Here is a 20,287-nt window from a genome sequence, read left to right as displayed (position 1 = left end):
ACACAGCTCGACTTGATTGGGGAGTTCGTCGAGGACCTTGATAAGCGGCCCACGTTGGCACCCCTATTCGAACTGCTTGTTGGCGGTAAGTAGTCACGAACGTGCGAAATCAATGCTGGATCTCCACCGCACTGGCTGCGCGCTTGCGATAATGGAGTTGCTCGCCGACGAAGCCAAGCGCAACCGCTAGCGGCCTCAGCACGGCGTGGTCTTCGCTGGAAAAGCATATCGTATTCAGAAAGCCGCTTAACCGAAGGTCGATCGGACGGACTTGAAAGTGCTGAAGAGAGTCAACTCGACGTATACGGGGCGACGGTTGCGCGTTTGAAGCCGGCCCGCAGTCGTCTGCTACTCAAGACGTCGGCCTGGAAGGCGGGTTGACGCTTTTCCTGGTTTGCCCGATCACGTCGGCTCATGTGGAATGTCCGGCGCTTACGGTCATGATGACTCCGCTGCAATTCCCCGTGGTTTCAGACCGGTCATCTGGGCGATCGTGCGCGAATGATGGCTTAAACGCCGATTTCCTGCGGCGTTAGAAGGACAATTCGTTCAATGCGGCACATTGGTGCTGGTACTGTACTCAAAATAGAGGGCCGCATTGTCCGGCCCCAAGGGAACATGTCTGAAATGAGGAGCATCCAAATGTCGCAGGAACTTGACTATCTTAGCCTCCGCGTGGCTGCGGGCCGGCTGACCCGGCGTGAATTTCTCGGCCGTGCGACGGCGCTCGGCGTGAGCGCCGCCTTCGCCAACTCGCTCCTTGCCGGCGCCGCGAAAGCGCAGGTGCCGCAAAGGGGCGGCATTCTGAAAGCCGGCCTCCAGGGCGGTGCGGCGACCGACAGCCTCGACCCAGGGGCCTTCTCAGCCTCGGTCGCGATTGCCTTCAGCAAATGTTGGGGCGAGTTGCTGATGGAACTGACCCCCGACGGGGGCGTCGAAAACCGTCTCGCCGAGGAAGTCGGTTCGTCCAAGGACGCCAAGACCTGGACGATGAAGATCCGCAAGGGTGTCGAGTTCCACAACGGCAAGACCGTTACAGCGGAAGATGTGGTGGCGACGCTTGAGCGTCACTCCGACGCAAAATCAAAATCCGGCGCGCTGGGCTTGCTAGGGACCATCGACACGATCAAGGCGAATGGCGACGAGGTCGTGGTGACGCTGAAGGGCGGCAATGCTGACTTCCCTTATATGATGACCGATTATCATCTCGTCATTCAGCCAAACGGGGGCAAGGACGATCCGGCCGCCGGCATAGGCGCCGGCCCCTACAAGGTCACGGTCAACGAGCCGGGCGTACGGCACGGCGGCGAAAGATTCAAGAACTACTGGCAGGGCGACAAGCGCGGCCATGCCGATCAGATCGAGATAGCCGTCGTCAACGACGCCACGGCGCGCATTTCGGCCCTGCGAAGCAACCAAGTCCACATGATCGACCGCGTAGAGCCGAAGGTCGTCGACCTGGTCAAACGTATCCCCGGCGTGACCGTCCAGAACGTTTCGGGGCGCGGCTACTATTGCTTTAACATGTTCTGCGACACGCCTCCCTTCGACAACAACGACCTCAGGATGGCGCTCAAGCTCGCCATGGACCGCGAGCAGATGCTCGACAAGATCCTGCGCGGCTACGGCTCGGTGGGTAACGACTTCCCAATCAACGAAGCCTACCCGCTATTTTCCGACGATATTGAGCAGCGGGCCTTCGATCCGGACAAAGCCAAGTTCCACTATCAGAAGTCGGGCCACAGCGGGCCGATCCTGCTCAGGACCTCCGAGGTTGCCTTCCCCGGCGCCGTCGACGCCGCCCAGCTCTACCAGCAGAGCTGCACCAAAGCCGGCATCACTATCGAGGTCAAGCGCGAGCCGAGCGACGGCTACTGGTCGGAGGTCTGGTTAAAGCAGCCGTTCGCGACTTCCTTCTGGACCGGGCGCGCCACGCAGGACCAGGCGTACTCGGTCGCCTATCTGTCGACGGCGGCGTGGAACGACACGCGCTTCGCTAACGAGAAGTTCGACAAGCTTCTCATCGAGGCGCGCGCCGAACTCGACCAGGACAAGCGCAAGAACCTCTATCGCGAGATGGCCATCATCGTTCGCGACGAGGGCGGCGTGATCGCACCGTTCTTCAACCAGTTCATCGACGCGACAGGGCCGGGCGTGAAGGGTTTCGTGAAGCATCCTGCGCGGGATTTTAGCAACGCCTCCGCATTGGCGGAATGCTGGCTCGAAGCCTGAACGGAGTGACTTACGGCCCGAGGCTGGTTGCCCAGCGCCGCGCGCTGGGCACCCGGCATCAGGATGTTCGACATCAGGAGCACATGAAACGTGTCGACGCTCTCCTCGACGCTGGCCACGTCGGCTTCATGGGTCGCTTGATTGAGGACGTGGGCCTCATCCTATAGCCACCGACGGCTTCGATCCGCATGAGCTTAGCAGTCCGCGCTTAAACCGACCGGGTCACTGCGCCGCGCAATGGCGCGTCTCAAGTGGCCGGCACCTCGACGCGCGAAGCCGCGTTTCCTAAGAGTCCTTCGGGGTTGGCTGCCACACCTTCAACGCGCGCGCTGCGGACGGCATAGGACCGCACGCCCGCCATTCACCCGCAACGACGCGCGCCCTCCTGACCCCTGTCTGGCAGGCGAGTAGAATAAGGAAGCTGCCTTCGGAGCGCTACATGACGAGGGCGTTAATTGGACGTTTGGCGCGATTGAATGTGACCGAGAAGCGCGGGCGGGTCATCTAGGTAGGGTCATGATCACGTCGTGCCCTGCTGAACACTCCCCCTTCGAGCGGCAAGGTCATGTGACGGATCCTGCGCGAATGGCGGCCAAAACGCCGAGTTCCTGCTCGGACAGAGGAGGGATGGTTGCAAAGCGACACATTGATGCTGGTACCAATGGTACTTTAAATAGAGGCCGCGTCGTCCGGCCCCAAGGGAACGCATATTACCGAGGAGCATTCAATGTCGCAGGAACTCGATTATCTCAGCCTCCGCGTCGCCGCGGGCCGGCTGAGCCGGCGCGAATTTCTTGGCCGCGCAACGGCGCTCGGCGTCTCGGCGACGTTTGCGAATTCGCTCCTTACTAGCGCTGCGCGAGCGGAGGGGCCGGTACGCGGCGGTATCCTTAAGGGCGGCCTTTCTGGAGGTAGCGCGACCGATAGTCTCGATCCGGCGACGTTCTCGACTTTGTCGTCACTTTTCGGCGCCTGCTGGGGCGAGTATCTCGTGGCGATGGTGCCAGACGGCGGACTGGAAAACCGCATCGCTGAAAGCGTTGAGGCCAGCAAGGACGCCAAAACCTGGACGATGAAGATCCGCAAGGGGCTCGAGTTCCACAACGGCAAGGCCGTGACAGCGAAGGATGTAGCGGCGACTCTCGAGCGTCACTCTGACCCGAAGTCGAAGTCCGGCGCGCTGGGCGTGCTGAAGAGCATCGACACCATCAAAGCGAATGGTGACGAAGTGGTCGTAACGTTGAAGGATGCCAATGCTGACTTCCCTTACCTTATGACCGACTATCACCTCATTATTCAGCCGAATGGGGGGAAGGACAATCCAGCCGAAGGCATCAGCGCTGGGCCGTACAAGGCGAGCGTCAACGAGCCCGGCGTTCGGTACGGCGGCGAGCGTTTCGCCAATTTCTGGCAGCCAGATAAGATGGGTTTTGCCGACCAGGTTGAGCTCCTCGCCATCAATGACGCGACGGCTCGTATCTCCGCGCTGCAGGCCGGCCAGGTGCATATAATCGACAAGGTCGAGCCCAAGGTAATCGATCTAATCAAGCGGGCGCCCAACTTGAAAGTGGAGGCCGTCTCGGGTCCCGGCTACTATTGCTTCAACATGTTCTGCGACACCGCGCCCTTCGACCACAACGATTTGAGAATGGCATTAAAGCTTGCAATCGACCGTCAGGAGATGCTCGATAAAATCCTACGCGGCTACGGCACGCTCGGCAACGACTTCCCGATCAACAACGCATACCGCCTGTTTCCCGAAGACATCCCCCAGCGCGAATTCGATGCCGACCAAGCCAAGCATTATTACAAAAAATCTGGTCACAACGGCCCAATCCTCCTTCGGGTCGCCAACGCCGGCTTCCCTGGAGCGGTCGATGCTGCACAACTCTACCAGCAGAGCTGTGCCAAGGCCGGCATCGCCCTTGAGATCCAGCGCGTGCCAGACGACGGCTTCTGGTCGGAGGTCTGGAACAAGCAACCCTTCTGCAATACTTACTGGTCAGGCCGAGCGACGCAGGACCAGATGTACTCGACCACGTATCTGTCAACGGCGGTATGGAACGACACCCACTTCTCTAACGAGAAGTTCGACAAGCTTCTCATCGAAGCGCGCGCTGAACTCGATCAGGACAAGCGGAAGAACCTCTATCGCGAGATAGCCATCATTGTTCGCGATGAGGGAGGCGTGATCGTGCCAATGTTCAACCAGGCCGTCGACGCTATTTCCGACAAGGTTGGCGGCTATGTTGCTTGGCACGACGCTCTGATGAACAGCTTGGCTTTTGCCAAATGCTGGCTAAAGCCCTAGTTCGTCGGCGTCGTTAACCTTCAGCTCGGACGCTATCCGGCAACTCTCTTATCGCTTAGGCATAGTTCGCATGATCCGAACAGGGACAGCTCATAAGATCTTGTTTGGTGACGCGATGTAGGTGACCCCTGTCGCCGAGCTGCTTGTTGGGGATAAGCGCGCCAATTACCCTCACGTTCGAGGGCCGCTGACCTACGCGTCCTGGCAGCGTGCAGCGTGAGGGTCGCTTACAGCCTGGGCCTGGCCGGTAGCGCGCTTAGCCGGGAGGAGGCAATCCGCTCCCCGAGGCAGCGAGATCGCCTATGCCACCTCTTTCAAACATAGTATGCGAAAAGAGGCGCGCCGGGTGAATGCCGTGATCAGCCATATGCCGAACAGAGAGATCGTGCGCCGCGAACCCCTTTGCGTAGTATGTCCCGTCACGCACCGGAATCTCCCATCCCGCGACGCCCCGCCGCAAGGCAGGTAGCGTGCTCAACATCGGCATTACAGTGGCTGAAGCGGTTGCCGCGTGGAGTTCGTTTCGGGGACGTGGGTTTTCAGAAGCTCGGTATTTCCGACAACTGAGTTGTGAATATGTCTAACTGGAGTTCAGTCGGAGCGGCGGCAAGGGCGTGATCTGCCGCAGTTATCCTGGCGCCCTGAGACTCGATGGCCCTCGTTCTAGAGTGCTCGCAGCGACTGCTGTTGATGGCCGGAAGGCGAGAATTTGGTCACTCCCCCGTTAGTCGGCGCCTTTTGGTCGTGGGCAGCGAGTAAACGGCGTTTTCCTGCGTCGGTAGAGGCAAATTAGCGCATTTCGCGCTCATTTAGGTTGGTACGTTCACCAAACAGCGGCCGCCTTGCGGCCTTAGGGGAACAGTAGTGAGGACCGTCTCATGTCACATAAACTCGACTATGTTAACCGCCGCGGCTATGGCGGCGAGTACACCAATCCGATGAATGACTCCGCGTCAGCCAAATGCTGGCTGACGGCGTAATGCGGTTTTTGACAATGTCCCCCATTGTAAGACTGATCACCCAGCGCATCACGCTGGGCATCCTGCTCCTTTTCCTTGTGTCGATCCTAATCTTTGCCGGCACGCAGATCCTGCCAGGCGACGTCTCGCAAGCCATTCTCGGGCAGTCTGCAACCCCGGAAGCGCTCGCCAATCTGCGCGCCGAGCTTGGCCTTAACGATCCAGCGTATATCCGCTATTTTCGCTGGTTGGGCGGTGTGCTCACTGGCGATCTCGGCACCGCGCTCACTTCGCGACAGGAGATTACCGCGACGCTGCTGCCCCGGCTGTGGAACACCCTCTTCCTGGCCTTCTGCGCGGCGACTGTGGCTGTCCCGCTCGCCATTATCCTCGGGCTGCTGGCGGTGCGATATCGCAACGGCGTAATCGACAAGCTCATCTCCGGCTTTGCGCTTACCTCAACCTCGCTTCCCGAATTCTTCATCGGCTACCTCCTGGTCTATTTCTTCGCCGTGAAGCTGCAGTGGCTTCCGGGTATCTCCACTGTCTACGTTGGCCTGGCGTTCCTGGAGCGTATGAAGGCCATCGCCCTCCCGGCGACGGTGCTAACGCTCGTCGTGCTCGCCCATATGATGCGTATGACGCGCGCCGCGATCCTGAACGTGATGCAGTCGGCCTATATAGAGACGGCCGAGCTCAAGGGGCTGCGGCAGATCGAGATTATCCGCCGCCATGCATTCCCGAACGCCATCGCGCCGGTGATCAATGTGGTAATGCTCAACCTGGCCTTCCTGATCGTCGGCGTCGTCGTCGTCGAGGTGATCTTCGTTTACCCCGGCATGGGGCAGTATCTTGTTGACCATGTCTCGAAACGCGACGTGCCGGTCGTGCAGGCCGTCGGCCTGATCTTCGCGGCCGTTTATATCGGCCTGAACATCATCGCTGACGTCGCCGCAATCATCGCCAACCCGCGGCTCAGGCATCCCAAATGAGCGTCTCGTCAGCCCCACTCGCCAAAGGCCGGCGTCGCATACCCATCGGTGCCGCGGTCGGCCTGTTCTTCACCGGATTGTTCCTCTTCGCGGCGATGTTCGCGCCGCTGATCTCACCGCATCCACTGGGCGAGATCGTCGGCGACGTTTGGATGCCCATGTCCGGCGAGCACTGGTTCGGCACTGACAATCTCGGAAGGGATCTGCTCTCGCGCATGATTTATGGCGCCCGCACTACGATCTTGATCGCGGCGGCCGCTACTGCGCTTTCCTTTACGCTTGGGTCGATACTCGGCTTCACCGCAGCCGTCGTCGGTGGCTGGTTCGACATGACGATGTCGCGGTTCGTGGATCTGTTGATGTCGATCCCGACGCTGATCTTCGGTCTTGTAGTGCTGTCGGTGCTCCCATCCAACGTGGTGACACTGATATTAGTCATGGGTACATTGGACTCTACCCGCGTTTACCGGCTGTCACGCGCGGTCGCCGCCGACATCAACGCAATGGACTTCGTCGAGGCGGCCAAATTGCGGGGCGAAGGCCGCGCCTGGATCATCTTCCGCGAGATTTTGCCCAATGCGCTGTCGCCGCTAGTCTCCGAACTCGGCCTGCGCTTCATCTTCGCCGTGCTCTTCCTGTCTGCCCTGTCCTTCCTTGGGCTTGGTGTGCAGCCGCCACAAGCCGACTGGGGCGGAATGGTGAAAGAGAACAAAGATGGCATTGTTTTCGGTATTTCCGCTGCCCTTATCCCAGCCGGGGCCATCGCAGCACTCGCCATCTCAGTCAATCTCGTCGCGGATTGGATCCTTAACCGGACCACCTCTCTCAGGGGAGGGCGCGGCAATGCCTAAGGCAGTAATGAACCGACCTCATGACGAAAGCTGCTCGTTGCTCGAAATCAGGAAACTGCGGATCGAAGCAACCTCCTACTCGCCGGGGGGCGATCCGCAAAATACCGTCATCGTGGACGACGTTTCGCTAAAGCTGGGGAAAGGCCGCGTCTTGGGCCTGATCGGTGAGTCCGGCGCCGGCAAATCGACTATTGGCCTGGCCTCGATGGGATATGGGCGAGGCGGCGTGCGCATCACCGGGGGCGAAGTCCTCCTCAACGGGCGCAACATTCTAGCAGGGGGCGTCCAGGGATTGCGCAAAGTGCGCGGCAACAAGGTCTGTTATGTCGCGCAGTCGGCTGCCGCAGCGTTCAACCCGGCGCTTCGTTTGATGGAGCAAGTCATAGAGTCCGCGTTGCTGCATCGTGTCGCGACCCGAGCCGAGGCGGAGAGGCGCGCCATGGCGCTGTTCAAGAAGCTCGGCCTGCCCAACCCGAAAACCATCGGCCGTCGTTACCCGCACCAGGTTTCAGGCGGTCAATTGCAGCGCGTCATGACAGCCATGGCGCTATGCTCCGAGCCCGACCTTATCGTCTTTGACGAGCCCACCACGGCGCTCGATGTGACGACACAGATCGATGTGCTCGCGGCAATAAAGGATGCGATCCGTGATACTGGCGTCGCGGCCCTTTATATTACACATGACCTTTCGGTCGTTGCCCAAGTCTCGGACGAGATCATGGTGCTTCGCCACGGCAAAATGGTCGAGCATGGCGAGACGCGGCAGATCATCGAGGCACCGCGGACGGACTACACCAAGGCGCTGGTATCGGTACGTTCGATCGAGCATCAGGAAAAGAGGCCGGCAGCCTGTCCGGTGCTCGAGGTGAGGAATATCACCGCGGCCTACGGCGGTCATGTAAAGGTGTTGCAGGACGTTTCGGTCGAGGTTCATCCCGGTCAGACGCTGGCCGTGGTGGGCGAGTCCGGCTCGGGTAAGTCCACGCTTGCGCGCGCCATAACCGGTCTGCTGCCGCCCACATCCGGCATGATCACCTTTGCCGGCCGCACGCTCACGCCGAGGCTTGCGCAGCGCTCGACGGACGATCTGCGCGAATTGCAAATGATTTACCAAATGGCTGACGTGGCGATGAATCCGCGCCAGACAGTTGGCACCATCATCGGCCGTCCGCTCGAATTCTATTTCGGGATGCGCGGTCGCGAGCGCGACGATCGCGTGGCGGAACTGCTCGACGAGATCGAGATGGGCAAGGGTTTCGTCGATCGCTATCCTGCCGAACTCTCGGGCGGCCAGAAACAGCGCGTCTGTATCGCCCGCGCGCTCGCTGCCAAGCCGAAACTTATCATCTGCGACGAGGTGACCAGCGCTCTCGACCCGCTCGTGGCTGATGGCATCCTCAAGCTGCTGCTGCGCCTGCAGAAGATCGAGGACGTGGCGTATCTGTTCATCACCCACGATCTCGCGACGGTAAAGGCGATCGCCGATTCCATCGCAGTGATGTACCAGGGAAGTGTCGTGCGCTATGGCTCCAAGACTGAAGTGCTCACCCCGCCCTTCGACGCCTATACTGACCTTCTGCTCTCCTCAGTTCCCGAGATGGAGCTTGGCTGGTTGGAAAACGCCATAAAGGGACGCCGCATGGCAAGCGGGGGGAACTGAACTCTGGCCGCACGATAGTGGCGTTGAACGCACTCAGGCGTGTTGAGGGGGGCGCCAGGTAGGCGGCGGCAATTTTCGACTTGGCAGCGAAGTTCAGGCAGGTCACCGACTGAGGGCAGGGCAAGAGCGCCTGCCGGCGCACGCCCCTATGACGAGTGGGGAGGGCAGCTGAAACAGAGCGGAAATTGCTTAATCTGAATCCAGCTGATCGGGGTGAATCCCCGGCTCGCTACCCCAAGCTGCTGGATCGACCAAAGACGTAACGCGACGCTCTTTTCCTCTCCGGCTTTCCTAGATGTGGCCCACTGAGATGGATGATTTAACTTCCGAACGATGGCGGCACCGTATGCATCCGGTGAAGACCGCAGACGTGCGTATCCGGTGGCCATGAGCACCTGAGCACCGCGGTGCTGGGGTCAAGCTTTCTATGGGGAGACGCGATGATATTGTTCGAGGAGGAGTTTGACCTCCTCGATGCCTTCATCGGTGAAGGCCAAGATCCCGTCGTCATCGTTGGCGCCGTACACCCAGATGACGCCGTCCTCGGCCTCGAGACCGAGGGTCAGTTCCTGGATGAGCTCTTCGCTGACACCGAGGTCCCTGGCGACACGTTCAACGGTGTAGACGTGATGCACCTTATTGCGCTGCATGATCAGGCCGCCGCTGGTTGGGCCCGCAGTTTTGCGGGTCTCCAGTTCCACGGCAACAAATCATCGATCCGATGGGCCGGATAGGCGGGCAGTCGGGCGAGGACGTGGGCGAGCCAGACCTGCGGGTCGATATCGTTCATCTTGGCGCTGACGATCAGGCTGTAGAGAATGGCAGCGCGCTGTCCGCCACGATCGGAACCGCAGAACAGCCAGGACTTTCTGCCGAGAGCGATGCCGCGCAGGGCTCGCTCGGCTGCATTGTTCGATAGGCAAATCCGGCCATCGTCGAGGAACCGGGTGAAGGATGACCAGCGGCGCAGCACGTAGTTGAAGGCCTTGGTCAGATCGTGTCCGCTCGAGAGCTTGTCGCGCGTCTCGATCATCCAGCGCTCAAGTTCGGTGACCAGCGGCACGCTCCGCTCTTGGCGCACGGCGTGGCGTTGGGCCGGCAACAAGCCGTTGATCGCGCGCTCGATATCGAACAGGGCATCGATGCGCTTCACGGCTTCAACCGCTAGCGGATAGACCAGGTTGGGCTTCTCGCCGCGCGCCTTCTTGCGCGCCGCCGCTTCGATATCGGCCAGTTCGAACACTTTGCGCCGGCTGTGGGCCCAGCAGCTGGCTTCCAGAACAGGCGCCGGCTGACGACCCGTCGCATAGAGATCGCCATAACCACCAAAGGCATCGGCCTGCAGAATGCCGCTCCAGCCGGCGAGATGCGCCGCGGGATGTTCGCCTCGACGATCGCGGGAATAGTAGAACACTGCCGCCGGCGGATCGGCGCCGCCGAACGGTCGGTCATCGCGCACATAGGTCCATAATCGGCCGGTATCGGTCTTGCCCTTGGCCAGGACCGGCACCGTCGTGTCGTCGGCGTGCAGACGTGAAGCGGCCAGCACATGGGCTTCGAGCCGCTTGAACAGCGGCATCAGCGCCGCGGCGCCGGCACCGACCTGGTCGGCGAGCGTCGACAGGCTGAGCGGCACACCTTCGCGCGCATAGCGTTCGGCCTGGCGGTTGAGCGGCTGATGCTGTCCGAACTTCTCGAACAGGATCATCGCCAGCAGGCCGGGACCGGCCCAGCCCCGCGGGGTGGCGTGGAACGGCGCCGGAGCCTGGCTGATCGCCTCGCAGTCGCGGCAGGTGAACTTCTCCCGCACGTGTTGGATTACCTTCCATTGCCGCGGCACCACCTCTAGCGTCTCGGTGATATCCTCACCCAGCTTGCGCAGCCGATGACCGCCGCAGCAGTGGCAAGCGGTCGGCGCCGGCTCGACCACGCGTTCGCGCGGCAGATGCTCGGGAAATGGCTGACGCGCCGGTCGTTTGCGCACATAAGGCGTCACCTCGGTGGTCCGGGCCGCGGCCTGTTCGGCGGCGATCTCGTCTTCCGTCGCCGTGCTCTCGAGTTCCTCGAAAGTGAGCTCCATCTGGTCGTGCAGGCGGGCTGAACGTTCAGAACTCTGACCATGCAGCGCCCGCTGCAGCTTCCGGATCGTCAGATCCTGATGTGCGATCAGCGCCGCATCATCCGATGCCTTGGCCCTGGCGACCGCCAGTTCGGCCTCGACCAGCGCAGCGCGCGCGGCCTCAGCGCCGCGGTCAGCGCTGCTCTCAGCGCGCCGATATCGTCCGGAACAGCATCCAGGGCGGTGGCAACCATGCCCTGGAGTGAATCATAAAACGCGTCCGCTGACTCGCGGAAAATGGCGCAAACTCAAAGAAAAACTCAGCCCGCGCGCTGGGGGCGGAACGTGTGACGCGGGTTGCGCCAATCGATCCCGTCGAGCATGTAGGCGAGCTGCGCCGGTGATATGGAAACCGTGCCGTCCGCCGGCGACGGCCATAGAAACCGGCCCTTCTCGAGCCGTTTTGCATACAGCGACATGCCGAGCCCATCATGCCAGATAATCTTGATCAGATTGCCGCTGCGGCCGCGGAAGACATAAAGATCGCCGGCATGCGGATCCCGGCCCAACGTCTCCTGAACCTGCAGAGCGAGGCCTTGCATCCCGCGACGCATATCGGTCCGGCCGACCGCCAACCAGATCCGCACCTGGCTCGGAACCGGGATCATGAAACGCCCAGCGCCTTCACCATCGCCGCCGCCAGTGTCGGCGGCGTGGTCAGCGGAATCCGCAGCCGCACCTTGCCGGCGACCTCCAGCTCGATCACCGCTGGTGACGCCGCCGGCACCGAAGCGGCGACAGGCTCATCGGGAACAACGACAACTTCGGCAAAGCCCGTCTCGCGGGCTCTCACCGTGCGGCGCCACTTATAGATCAGGCTGGTCGCGACATCGTACTGACGCGCTACCGCCGCCACTGTGGCCCCGGGCGCGAATGCCGCGCGCAGTATCCGGCACTGATCCGCTTCACTCCAACGGCGCCGCCGCTCCGGCCCGGTCAATAACGTCACATGGCTCATGCTGTGCTGCTAACTACGCTCGTAAGGACGACCCTAAGAGCGCAAGCCTCGCTACCGTGCCATCTTCTCGCAAGGCGGCCTTCGCCGGAGGCGTACGCGGCACCCGATGCGAGAACGTCGTCCCGTGTGTCCGTCGCGGTGGCGCGTCCGGCAGTAGGAAACACCGATTTACTGCATCAATGATGCGTCCCTCAGGGGCACGTGGGGGCATTTTGCGCGAATGATCCGAAAAACGCAGGTTCCCTGTCTTAATAAAGGGAAATTCATTCAAAGCGGCCCATTAAAGCCACTACTAATACCCATGAGATGGCCTCATAGCCGCCATGGGAGGAGGAAATATCCAAATGTCGCAGGAACTCGATTATCTCAGCCTTCGCGTCGTTGCGGGCCGGCTGAGCCGGCGTGAATTTCTTGGCCGTGCGACGGCGCTCGGCGTCTCGGCGACGTTTGCGAATTCGCTCCTTACTAGCGCTGCGCGAGCGGAGGGGCCGGTCCGCGGCGGCATCCTGAAAGCTGGCCTCGCCGGCGGGGCGGCGACCGACACTCTCGATACAGCGACCTTCTCAACGTTGTCCGCCACCTTCGGAAATTGCTGGGGCGAGTTGCTCGTGACGCTGTCCCCTAACGGCGGACTGGAGAATCGCCTGGCCGCGGAAATCAACTCATCTAAGGACGCCAAAACCTGGACAATGAAAATCCGCAAGGGAGTCGAGTTCCACAACGGCAAGACTGTGACAGCCGAAGATGTGGTGGCGACACTCGGGCGTCATTCCGACGCGAAGTCAAAATCCGGCGCGCTGGGCCTGATGAAGAGCATCGACACAATCAAAGCAAATAACGACGAGGTCGTCGTGACGCTGAAGGATGGCAATGCTGACTTCCCATATCTGATGACCGATTATCATCTCATCATTCAACCGAACGGTGGCAAAGACAATCCGGGAGCTGGCATCAGCGCCGGGCCCTACAAGATGACTGTCAACGAGCCCGGCGTCCGCTACGGAGGTGAGCGGTTCGCTAATTTCTGGCAGTCCGACAAAAGGGGCTTCGCCGACCAGGTCGAGCTCCTCACCATCAACGATAACACTGCGCGGGTATCCGCGCTGCAGGCCGGCCAAGTGCATATGATCAACCACGTCGAGCCCAGGATAGTCGATCTGATCAAGCGTATGCCCAACCTGAGAGTCGAGGCCGTGTCGGGTCCCGCCTACTATTGCTTCAATATGTTCTGCGATACGCCTCCCTTCGACAGCAACGATCTGAGGATGGCGCTCAAGCTTGCGATGGACCGCGAGGAGATGGTCGATAAGATCCTGCGTGGCTACGGCACGATCGGCAACGACTTCCCGATCAATGCGACCTATCCGCTGTTCCCCGACGACATCGAGCAGCGGACCTTTGATCCGGACAAGGCCAAGTTTCACTATCAGAAATCCGGCCATAGCGGGCCGATCCTGCTGCGCACCTCGGACGTCGCCTTTCCGGGCGCCGTTGACGCGGCACAGCTTTACCAGCAGAGCTGTGCCAAGGCTGGCATTGCCCTCGAAATCAAGCGCGAGCCGAGCGACGGCTACTGGAATGAAGTCTGGCAAAAGCAGCCCTTCTGCAACACCTACTGGTCCGGGCGAGCGACGCAGGACCAGATGTACTCGACCGCCTATCTGTCGACGGCGGAATGGAACGACACGCACTTCTTCAACGAGAAGTTCGACAAGCTTCTCATCGAGGCGCTCGCCGAATTCGACGAGGACAAGCGCAAGAGCCTTTATCGCGAAATGGCCATCATCTTACGGAACGAGGGTGGCCTGATCGTGCCGATGTTCAACCAGGAAATTGACGCCATTTCGGATAAGCTAGGCGGCTATGTCGCCTTTCGAAACACCCTGATGAACGGTGAGGCATTCTCCAAATGCTGGCTGATTCCTTGATCTAGTCAGGCGTGATATCGCCCATCGTGGCACTTATAGCCCAGCGCATCGCACTGGGCATCCTGCTCCTTTTCCTTGTGTCGATCCTAATCTTTGCCGGCACGCAGGTCCTGCCAGGCGACGTCTCGCAAGCCATTCTCAGCCAGTCTGGACCCCGGAAGCGCTCGCCAATCTGCGGGCCGAGCTGGGCCTTAACGATCCAGCGCATATCCGCTACTTCGCTGGCTGGGCGGTGTGCTGACCGGCGATCTCGGCACCGCGCTCACTTCACGACAGGAGATTACCGCGACGTTGCTGCCCCGGCTGTGGCCTTCTGCGCGGCGACTGTGGCTGTCCCGCTCGCCATGGCTTGCGGGCATCATCTGCATCCTAATCTGGGCGACCTTGCACCTCTTCCTGTTTCACGGTTTTCATGAAGCTCTCCGCCTTCGCATTGTCGTAAGCATTGCCGACACGGCTCATGCTGGCCTGGATACCGTGAAGATGCAGAAGTTGGGAGTAGGCCCCGCAAGCGTCTTGGGCGGGTTCAAGCGGTCGTCGCAACACCGCTTGTGTTCACTCATGGCAGCAACTCGTCAAGCGCCTCTGCCGGCGTTTTCCAACCTAGGGCCTTTCTCGTCCAGACCGTGCCGATCGCCGCTTTCGAATGCTCATCGCAACCTTCAACTTCAGAGTGTTGCGACGACCGCTTGAATCCGCCTTGAACCCCGCGGTCGGAATGATGGATGAGGCTCCCGGGTACGGGCTGGCGCTCAGCGATCGCCATCTCGAGAGCCTCGATGGCAAGGCCTGCTCTAAGATGCGTATCCAGCGCCCATCCGACGACCTTTCGGCTAAACGCGTCAAGGACAACGGCAAGGAAGGCAAACTCCTCAGCCAGATGCAAGAAGGTGATATCGGCAACCCATAGCTGGTTTACGCCGTTGAGGATCATTCCTCTTGCGAGGTTTTGCACGACTTGCCAACCATGCCTCGAGTTCGTCCTCACAGGAACAAAGGCTCTTGCGCGCAGGTACAACGAATTGAACGCATTTGTGTTTGACTTGCCACCCTCCCGCTGCAGAGGGCTCCAACGGGCGGTAGCCGTGGTGTGTGTTGCCGAGAGCCAGCTTCTGAATGAGATCGCGCAAACCCGTCTGGGCCCGACGCGGGCCCGAATCCAGCCGGTGACGATAATACTCGCGCGGCTGACGCCAGCGAGCCAGCACATTCTATCGCTGCTGAATTCGCCTTGCGACATGCCGGTCGTCATCTTTCGATGACTTTGAAGATCCCGTTTCGCCAGAAGCGCTGCTCCGACGCTGATCTTCCTCGAAATGCCGCAAGGCTTCGCGAAAAAAATCAAGATCGAGCTGCTGCTGCCCCACCTTCTGCTCCAGTTCCCTGATCCGGCGCCTGGCCTTGGTCAGTGCCTTTTCCTGAGGTGCCGGCACATCGACTGCACTCTGGAGCTGTGAGGCCCGTCAACTCCTGCTGTCGATCTGGCCGGCCGGCCGCGCCGACGGTGACTTCAGATTACAATGAAGCCTGAGATGATCACGCCACTCGTAAGTCGTTGGCGACTGATACCAACCTCATCTGCCAACCTGCTGACGGTTTCCCCCGCCTCCATGCGCCGGAGAAGCCCCGCTTTCGGTCTTCATCAATAACTCTTTGCCGTCCGGCCATGCCCCAGTTTCCTCTCGTTGCAGTGAGACTGTCCGCGATCTCACTCTGGGGGTGCACTCCAACTCAGTGCTACCCAGACTAATCCGGACAACTCATCTACTTACGACATGGAGAGCGCGAAGAATTGAGCTTCAACACAGAACCGTTATATTGGACACCTATTCTGCACGAGCACTCGGCCGGATTCCGGGAAGCAGATAGGCGACGCTGAATTTGTGCCTAGTCACGCGAGAGAACGCCGATTTCCTGCGGTCAAAGAAGCCTGTTTATCGTATCCACCGATCCCTCCACCATTATGTTGCAAGCAGTGCACGAGGCGGCTCGCTCGCGTAGATGCGGATGCGTTGCGGAGGAGAAAGCAATGAATTGTTGTGAACAACCGAAACCATTAGAACCCCGTTATGAAGTGGTTCTACAAACTGGGTTGCGAGTTCCTATGCGCGACGGCGTAGAACTTGCGACGGATGTCTACCGCCCTCTCGGGTACACCGGCAAACTCGCTTCGATTTTGATCCGAACGAAGTACGGCAAGGCCTCCTATCGTCTGCCCGAACCCAGCCACCCGGTAGCTATAATGTTTGCGGCTCAGGGTTACGCCGTGGTTGTGCAGGAACTTCGTGGGCTCTTTGATTCTGGTGGTCATTTCGCGCTGCTCGAGCATGACGCGAAGGACGGCTACGATACTCTCTCCTGGATCGCCTCCCAGCCATGGTCGACGGGGCGGGTCGGCACGTACGGATGCTCCGCGCTCGGAATCACCCAAGTGCTTACCGCTCAGCTATGCCATCCTGCTCATCGCTGTGCAGTCATAGAGGGGGCAGGCGGCACGCTATCTGGCGATCGACAGCGCCTGGGGGACTTGCGCCTTTGCGGGTCGCGCCTTGGCGGCGCCTTGGAGTTGAGTATGTGGGTACCCCACTTCCATCAGAGCCATGGCAAGGATCGTTCCCGGCCGCAAGCGAAGGCCGACGAAGAATACCAGCGCGCGTTCGCAACGCTGCCGGTCATCGACATCCTCAAGACCATCGGGTCACCGCCCACGGATTGGGAGGACTGGGTTTCACGGGATCCTGGGGATCCCTGGTTCGACAGGTTTGGTTTCCTTCGCGAGGACTCGGCAATTGACCTCCCAGCGCTATTCGTGAACTCGTGGTATGATGTCGGTGCCGCCGACGCACTCCATACGCGGCGCCTCTTCAGCGCTCGGGGGACGAGCGCTGCGGCCCGTGAGCACCAGCACATCATTCTCTCGCCAGCCACCCATTGCAAGACCGCGACACTTGTGGCCCCGACGGTCATCGGTGAGCGTGAGTTGGGCGATGCCCGCCTGGATTGCTGGCAAATCTATCTGGACTGGTTCGACGGTTGGCTGAAGGAAATGCCCGACCGCATCGAGAGGATGCCCCGCGTCCGATACTATGTCATGGGCCGCAACGAGTGGCGTGCCGCTTCAGAATGGCCGCCTGCCGGTGTGGAACTACAGCGTTGGTTCCTGCGAAGCGGTGGAAATGCCAACACTCGCCTCGGCGATGGCGCACTTGAACTCAGCCCACCTTCAGACAACGAACCAGCCGACACGTTTCTCTATGATCCCGGCAATCCGGTTCCGTTCCTGGGGGTTCACGGCGGGAACTCAACGGGGACGACGATGGGCCCACAGGACTACCAGGAAGTAGAACTCCGTCAGGACGTTTTATGTTTTACGTCTGACCTCCTTGAAGAGGGCGTCGAAGTCAGCGGGTTCGTCAAAGCCGTTCTGTTCGTCTCATCTTCCGCCCCAGACACCGACTTTGTGGCCAGACTACTTGACGTGCATCCGGACGGCCGTGCCATTGACGTGGTCGACGGGATACTCCGCGTTCGGTTTCGCGAAGGCTTCGACCGGCCAGTTCTGATGGAGCCGGGCAACATCTACCAAATAGAGGTTGACCTGGATGCCACGAGCAACTGGTTCCCGCCCGGCCATCGAATTCGACTCGAGATATCCAGCTCCTCATTTCCTCGCTTCGATCGAAATCTGAACACGGGCGGCAACAATTGGGAGGAAACGAAGTGGGAAGTCGCCCACAACACCGTGCATCACTGCGAAGAGTTCCCCTCCTATGTGCTGCTGCCTATCGTGGCCAACTGACTCTCTCCCTGCAGTCACCAATTTGGGATTGCGAAGTCGCGCAGAGCACCGCCCCGCGTAACGAGATTCTCCTCCCGCTGCCACGACGTGCCTATGAGATCCACGACCCGCCCCCGGCGGGCTTCGATTGACCCGACAGCTTCGGCAACTCTTTTTCCTCGAAGGCGTATGCCCGGATGGATGCCGGCTTTTTCCGGCTTTTGCGAAATGCGCACCCAAATCAGAATGGGCTGACCCCGATGGCCGAATGCGTATCCCAGCAGGACTTGTTAAGACAATCCCTGGTTATTCAACGCGGGACAGATGCCCGATCAGCGAAACCAAGCGAAAGCATCCCATCGGCTCTGGAATGCGACGTCCTTTTCTTCGAGACCGAATGCGTGTCTAGACCCACGCTGTAACTGCGGGGAGGCGGCCCCGCGACGGAATCGATCCGGCCTCCACCCGCATATCGTCGGTGGAGCTGTGCATATGAACCGGATCGGTCCCATGACGCAGGCCGCCACAGCGACGCTGATGGACGGCAACGCACTTGCCGCAGTGAATGATCTCGATCGTGCGTGCCGTTGCTCCGAGATCGACTTGCTGGCGAATGAGGTTGTGAGGTACGGAATAGAAGAAAATCTCGCGGCTGAACTTCCTTCTCTGCACTCTCCAGTTCCGTTACCCGCCTATACCAAGGGTCATGAAGCTCGACCGACGTGAGCCAACTCTCGCATTCCGATTGATGTGATTGTTTCGGGTTGGGCGATGAGCTTCTGCCGAGCCTCGCAGGCGGCGTCGATAATGGCGTCGTGGCCGTCGAAGACGCGGTTGGAGCGCCAGTTGGCGCGCAGATATTGCCAGACGTTCTCGACCGGGTTGAGTTCCGGGGTTCGCGACACAGCAGCACCGGCGTGATGTTTTTCGGCACCTTCAGCTTGGCGGTCGTCTACCTTCCTGCCCGGTCGAGTAGCAGCACGGCATGCGCGCCGCGCGCCACGCTGATCTCGTCGAGGTGGAGCTGCATGGCCGCAGTGTCGGCAAACAGCAGCGCCATGGCTGCTCGCTTGCCGCGCGCCGGGCAGATGGCGCCGAGCAGGTATACGCTTTGATAGCGCTGGTCGGCGGGCTCCCTGGGCCGCGTGCCACGGCGCGCCCATTGCTGCACGACACCGTTCTTCTGGCCAATTCTGGCTTCATCTTGAAACCGCACCTCGACGGGCTTGCCCTTCGGAGATCGGCGAGGTGGGCGTCTAGCGTGCGCGGAAAGCCTTTTAACTCTTCCATGATCCGGGCATCTTGCGCCGGATGGCGCGGCCGCGCGCTCATATGCGAGAAGCCGAGTTCCTTCAGCAGCTTGCCCACGTAGCGCTCGTGATAGGCGACGCCGAAACGATCCGCGATGACGCGCTGCAGATCGAAGCGCCGCCACCCCACCACGCCGTCAACCGCCCGGTCCGGTCACATCTCAACGATTTGCGCCAGTTCGGCCTTCTGTTCCGGCGACAGGCGCGGCATGGGGCCGCCATACCAGGCATCCTTCAGTCCGTAAGGCCCATCCTCGTTGAAGCGATGCACCAGTCCCGCAGCGTCTGGCGGTCCATGCCGCCGATCCGTGCAGCATCTTCCCGGCTCATCCCGTCCATGACCCCAGCCAGCGACAACACGCGCCTGCTCTGGTGACATCCTTCGCCGCCTTCGCAGTCGCCGAAGCGCCACAGCCGAATAGTCCATCCGCATCTTCACCGCTGATCCCATCGCCCGAATCCTCCTCGCGACAAGGAATCACGGATCAGTCGAGGCGGGATCCTAGAGAGTCAGCCCTCAGAGCCTTTGGTATTACTGCGGTGTCCACGAAACCGGCAGCAGGCCATGCCAGCCGGACCGACATAGCTCATAACCGACAGCTCGGTCGAGTTTTGTCATGATTTCAACTGCAGCAGCGTGAGCCAGAGGGAGATTCCGACCCGAACTTTCGAGGAGCTCACTGGCGGCCAAAATCGCCGGAAGGGCGGGCGCCGTCGGATGCCCGCACATCGACTCACTCAGGTCCCCCATAGTCGCAGGCACGCGCCATCACCCGGTTGATAAGCGCTGCAACCGGTGCGGAACTCGAACCGAGTGGGCGACGATGCCTTGTCGTAATCTCCAGTGTGTGCCGCCAGCGTGTAGCGTACCAGACGGATCACCGGGTCCCGCGCGCCTGCTATCGCGCAAGCCAGGAAATCCATTATCGCAAACTTAAGAATTGCCGACAGTCTTGATCGACAGAGCACCTATTTCGAGTTCGCTTACGAATCGTCCAATCGACCGGCACTGGCGCCTGACGCCCTTGACCTCATGAAGTCCTGCCTAAACTGTGCGTTAGCTATTTTTCCCGCGCTCTCGAAGTCGTTCGTAGGACTACTTGCCGCCAACGAGCAGTTCGAATAGGGGTGCCAACGTGGGCCGCTTATCAAGGTCCTCGACGAACTCCCCAATCAAGTCGAGCTGTGT

Annotated in this window: 12 protein-coding genes and 4 pseudogenes; 9 read left to right on the top strand and 7 right to left on the bottom strand. The window is 60.4% G+C overall.

Translation table 11 applies throughout. The features are described 5' to 3' along the window. Positions 1 to 642: 642 nt before the first annotated feature. From EOD29_RS29890 to EOD29_RS29865, 5 genes are all read left to right on the top strand, one after another. The gene (locus tag EOD29_RS29890) at positions 643 to 2,232 is read left to right on the top strand and encodes an ABC transporter substrate-binding protein (RefSeq protein ID WP_127248717.1); all 1,590 of its coding nucleotides are present in this window, start codon (positions 643 to 645) and stop codon (positions 2,230 to 2,232) included. Positions 2,233 to 2,959: 727 nt separating this feature from the next. After that, positions 2,960 to 4,543: an ABC transporter substrate-binding protein gene (locus tag EOD29_RS29880; protein ID WP_127248716.1), complete on the top strand. Its 1,584-nt coding sequence runs from the start codon at positions 2,960 to 2,962 to the stop codon at positions 4,541 to 4,543. Positions 4,544 to 5,537: 994 nt separating this feature from the next. Then, a complete protein-coding gene (locus EOD29_RS29875; protein WP_127248715.1) occupies positions 5,538 to 6,494 on the top strand; it encodes an ABC transporter permease in 957 nt (318 codons plus the stop codon). Next, positions 6,491 to 7,345 carry an ABC transporter permease gene (locus EOD29_RS29870; protein ID WP_127248714.1) on the top strand — a complete coding sequence of 285 codons (855 nt, stop codon included), beginning with the start codon at positions 6,491 to 6,493 and terminating at the stop codon, positions 7,343 to 7,345. Before EOD29_RS29875 ends, EOD29_RS29870 begins: the two co-directional genes overlap by 4 nt. Then, positions 7,338 to 9,005, top strand: coding sequence for an ABC transporter ATP-binding protein (locus EOD29_RS29865; RefSeq protein WP_127248718.1), 1,668 nt, complete (start codon positions 7,338 to 7,340; stop codon positions 9,003 to 9,005). Before EOD29_RS29870 ends, EOD29_RS29865 begins: the two co-directional genes overlap by 8 nt. A gap of 425 nt (positions 9,006 to 9,430) precedes the next feature. Here the strand turns inward: EOD29_RS29865 and EOD29_RS29860 are convergent, their stop codons facing one another. From EOD29_RS29860 to EOD29_RS29845, 4 genes and pseudogenes are all read right to left on the bottom strand, one after another. Next, a complete protein-coding gene (locus tag EOD29_RS29860; RefSeq protein WP_127248713.1) occupies positions 9,431 to 9,655 on the bottom strand; it encodes a hypothetical protein in 225 nt (74 codons plus the stop codon). 2 nt (positions 9,656 to 9,657) lie between these two features. Continuing rightward, positions 9,658 to 11,318 (bottom strand): annotated as a pseudogene (locus tag EOD29_RS29855) (IS66 family transposase). Between the two features lie 66 nt (positions 11,319 to 11,384). Continuing rightward, positions 11,385 to 11,732: an IS66 family insertion sequence element accessory protein TnpB gene (tnpB, locus tag EOD29_RS29850; protein WP_006201720.1), complete on the bottom strand. Its 348-nt coding sequence runs from the start codon at positions 11,730 to 11,732 to the stop codon at positions 11,385 to 11,387. Further along, positions 11,729 to 12,082: a transposase gene (locus EOD29_RS29845; protein ID WP_127248712.1), complete on the bottom strand. Its 354-nt coding sequence runs from the start codon at positions 12,080 to 12,082 to the stop codon at positions 11,729 to 11,731. Before EOD29_RS29845 ends, tnpB begins: the two co-directional genes overlap by 4 nt. A gap of 344 nt (positions 12,083 to 12,426) precedes the next feature. Here EOD29_RS29845 and EOD29_RS29840 point away from each other — a divergent pair, with 344 nt between their 5' ends. Together EOD29_RS29840 and EOD29_RS37475 are read left to right on the top strand one after the other, a co-directional pair. Beyond that, entirely contained in the window at positions 12,427 to 14,010 is a 1,584-nt protein-coding gene (locus EOD29_RS29840) for an ABC transporter substrate-binding protein (protein ID WP_127248711.1), read from the top strand. An 11-nt stretch (positions 14,011 to 14,021) separates the two neighbouring features. After that, a pseudogene (locus EOD29_RS37475) lies at positions 14,022 to 14,319 on the top strand (ABC transporter permease); the annotation flags it as partial. A gap of 78 nt (positions 14,320 to 14,397) precedes the next feature. Here EOD29_RS37475 and EOD29_RS29830 read toward each other — a convergent pair. Further along, positions 14,398 to 14,490, bottom strand: a pseudogene (locus tag EOD29_RS29830) (integrase core domain-containing protein); the annotation flags it as partial. Positions 14,491 to 14,569: 79 nt separating this feature from the next. Further along, positions 14,570 to 14,944 (bottom strand): DDE-type integrase/transposase/recombinase, encoded by a 375-nt coding sequence (locus EOD29_RS36160; RefSeq protein ID WP_164763869.1) that lies wholly within the window; start codon positions 14,942 to 14,944, stop codon positions 14,570 to 14,572. 1,170 nt (positions 14,945 to 16,114) lie between these two features. Between EOD29_RS36160 and EOD29_RS29820 the strand changes: the two genes are divergently transcribed. Both EOD29_RS29820 and EOD29_RS36155 read left to right on the top strand, forming a co-directional pair. Then, positions 16,115 to 17,809: a CocE/NonD family hydrolase gene (locus EOD29_RS29820; protein ID WP_164763868.1), complete on the top strand. Its 1,695-nt coding sequence runs from the start codon at positions 16,115 to 16,117 to the stop codon at positions 17,807 to 17,809. Between the two features lie 489 nt (positions 17,810 to 18,298). Next, positions 18,299 to 18,514: a hypothetical protein gene (locus EOD29_RS36155; RefSeq protein WP_164763867.1), complete on the top strand. Its 216-nt coding sequence runs from the start codon at positions 18,299 to 18,301 to the stop codon at positions 18,512 to 18,514. Here EOD29_RS36155 and EOD29_RS29810 read toward each other — a convergent pair. After that, positions 18,493 to 19,549, bottom strand: a pseudogene (locus EOD29_RS29810) (IS630 family transposase). The gene EOD29_RS36155 and the pseudogene EOD29_RS29810 sit on opposite strands and share 22 nt — an antisense overlap. Between the last annotated feature and the right edge of the window lie 738 nt (positions 19,550 to 20,287).

Origin of the sequence: Mesorhizobium sp. M1A.T.Ca.IN.004.03.1.1, assembly GCF_003997555.1 — a bacterium.
GTDB lineage: Bacteria > Pseudomonadota > Alphaproteobacteria > Rhizobiales > Rhizobiaceae > Mesorhizobium.
Note: the sequence above shows the minus strand (reverse complement) of the source record. Positions and strands in the feature narration are given on the sequence as shown.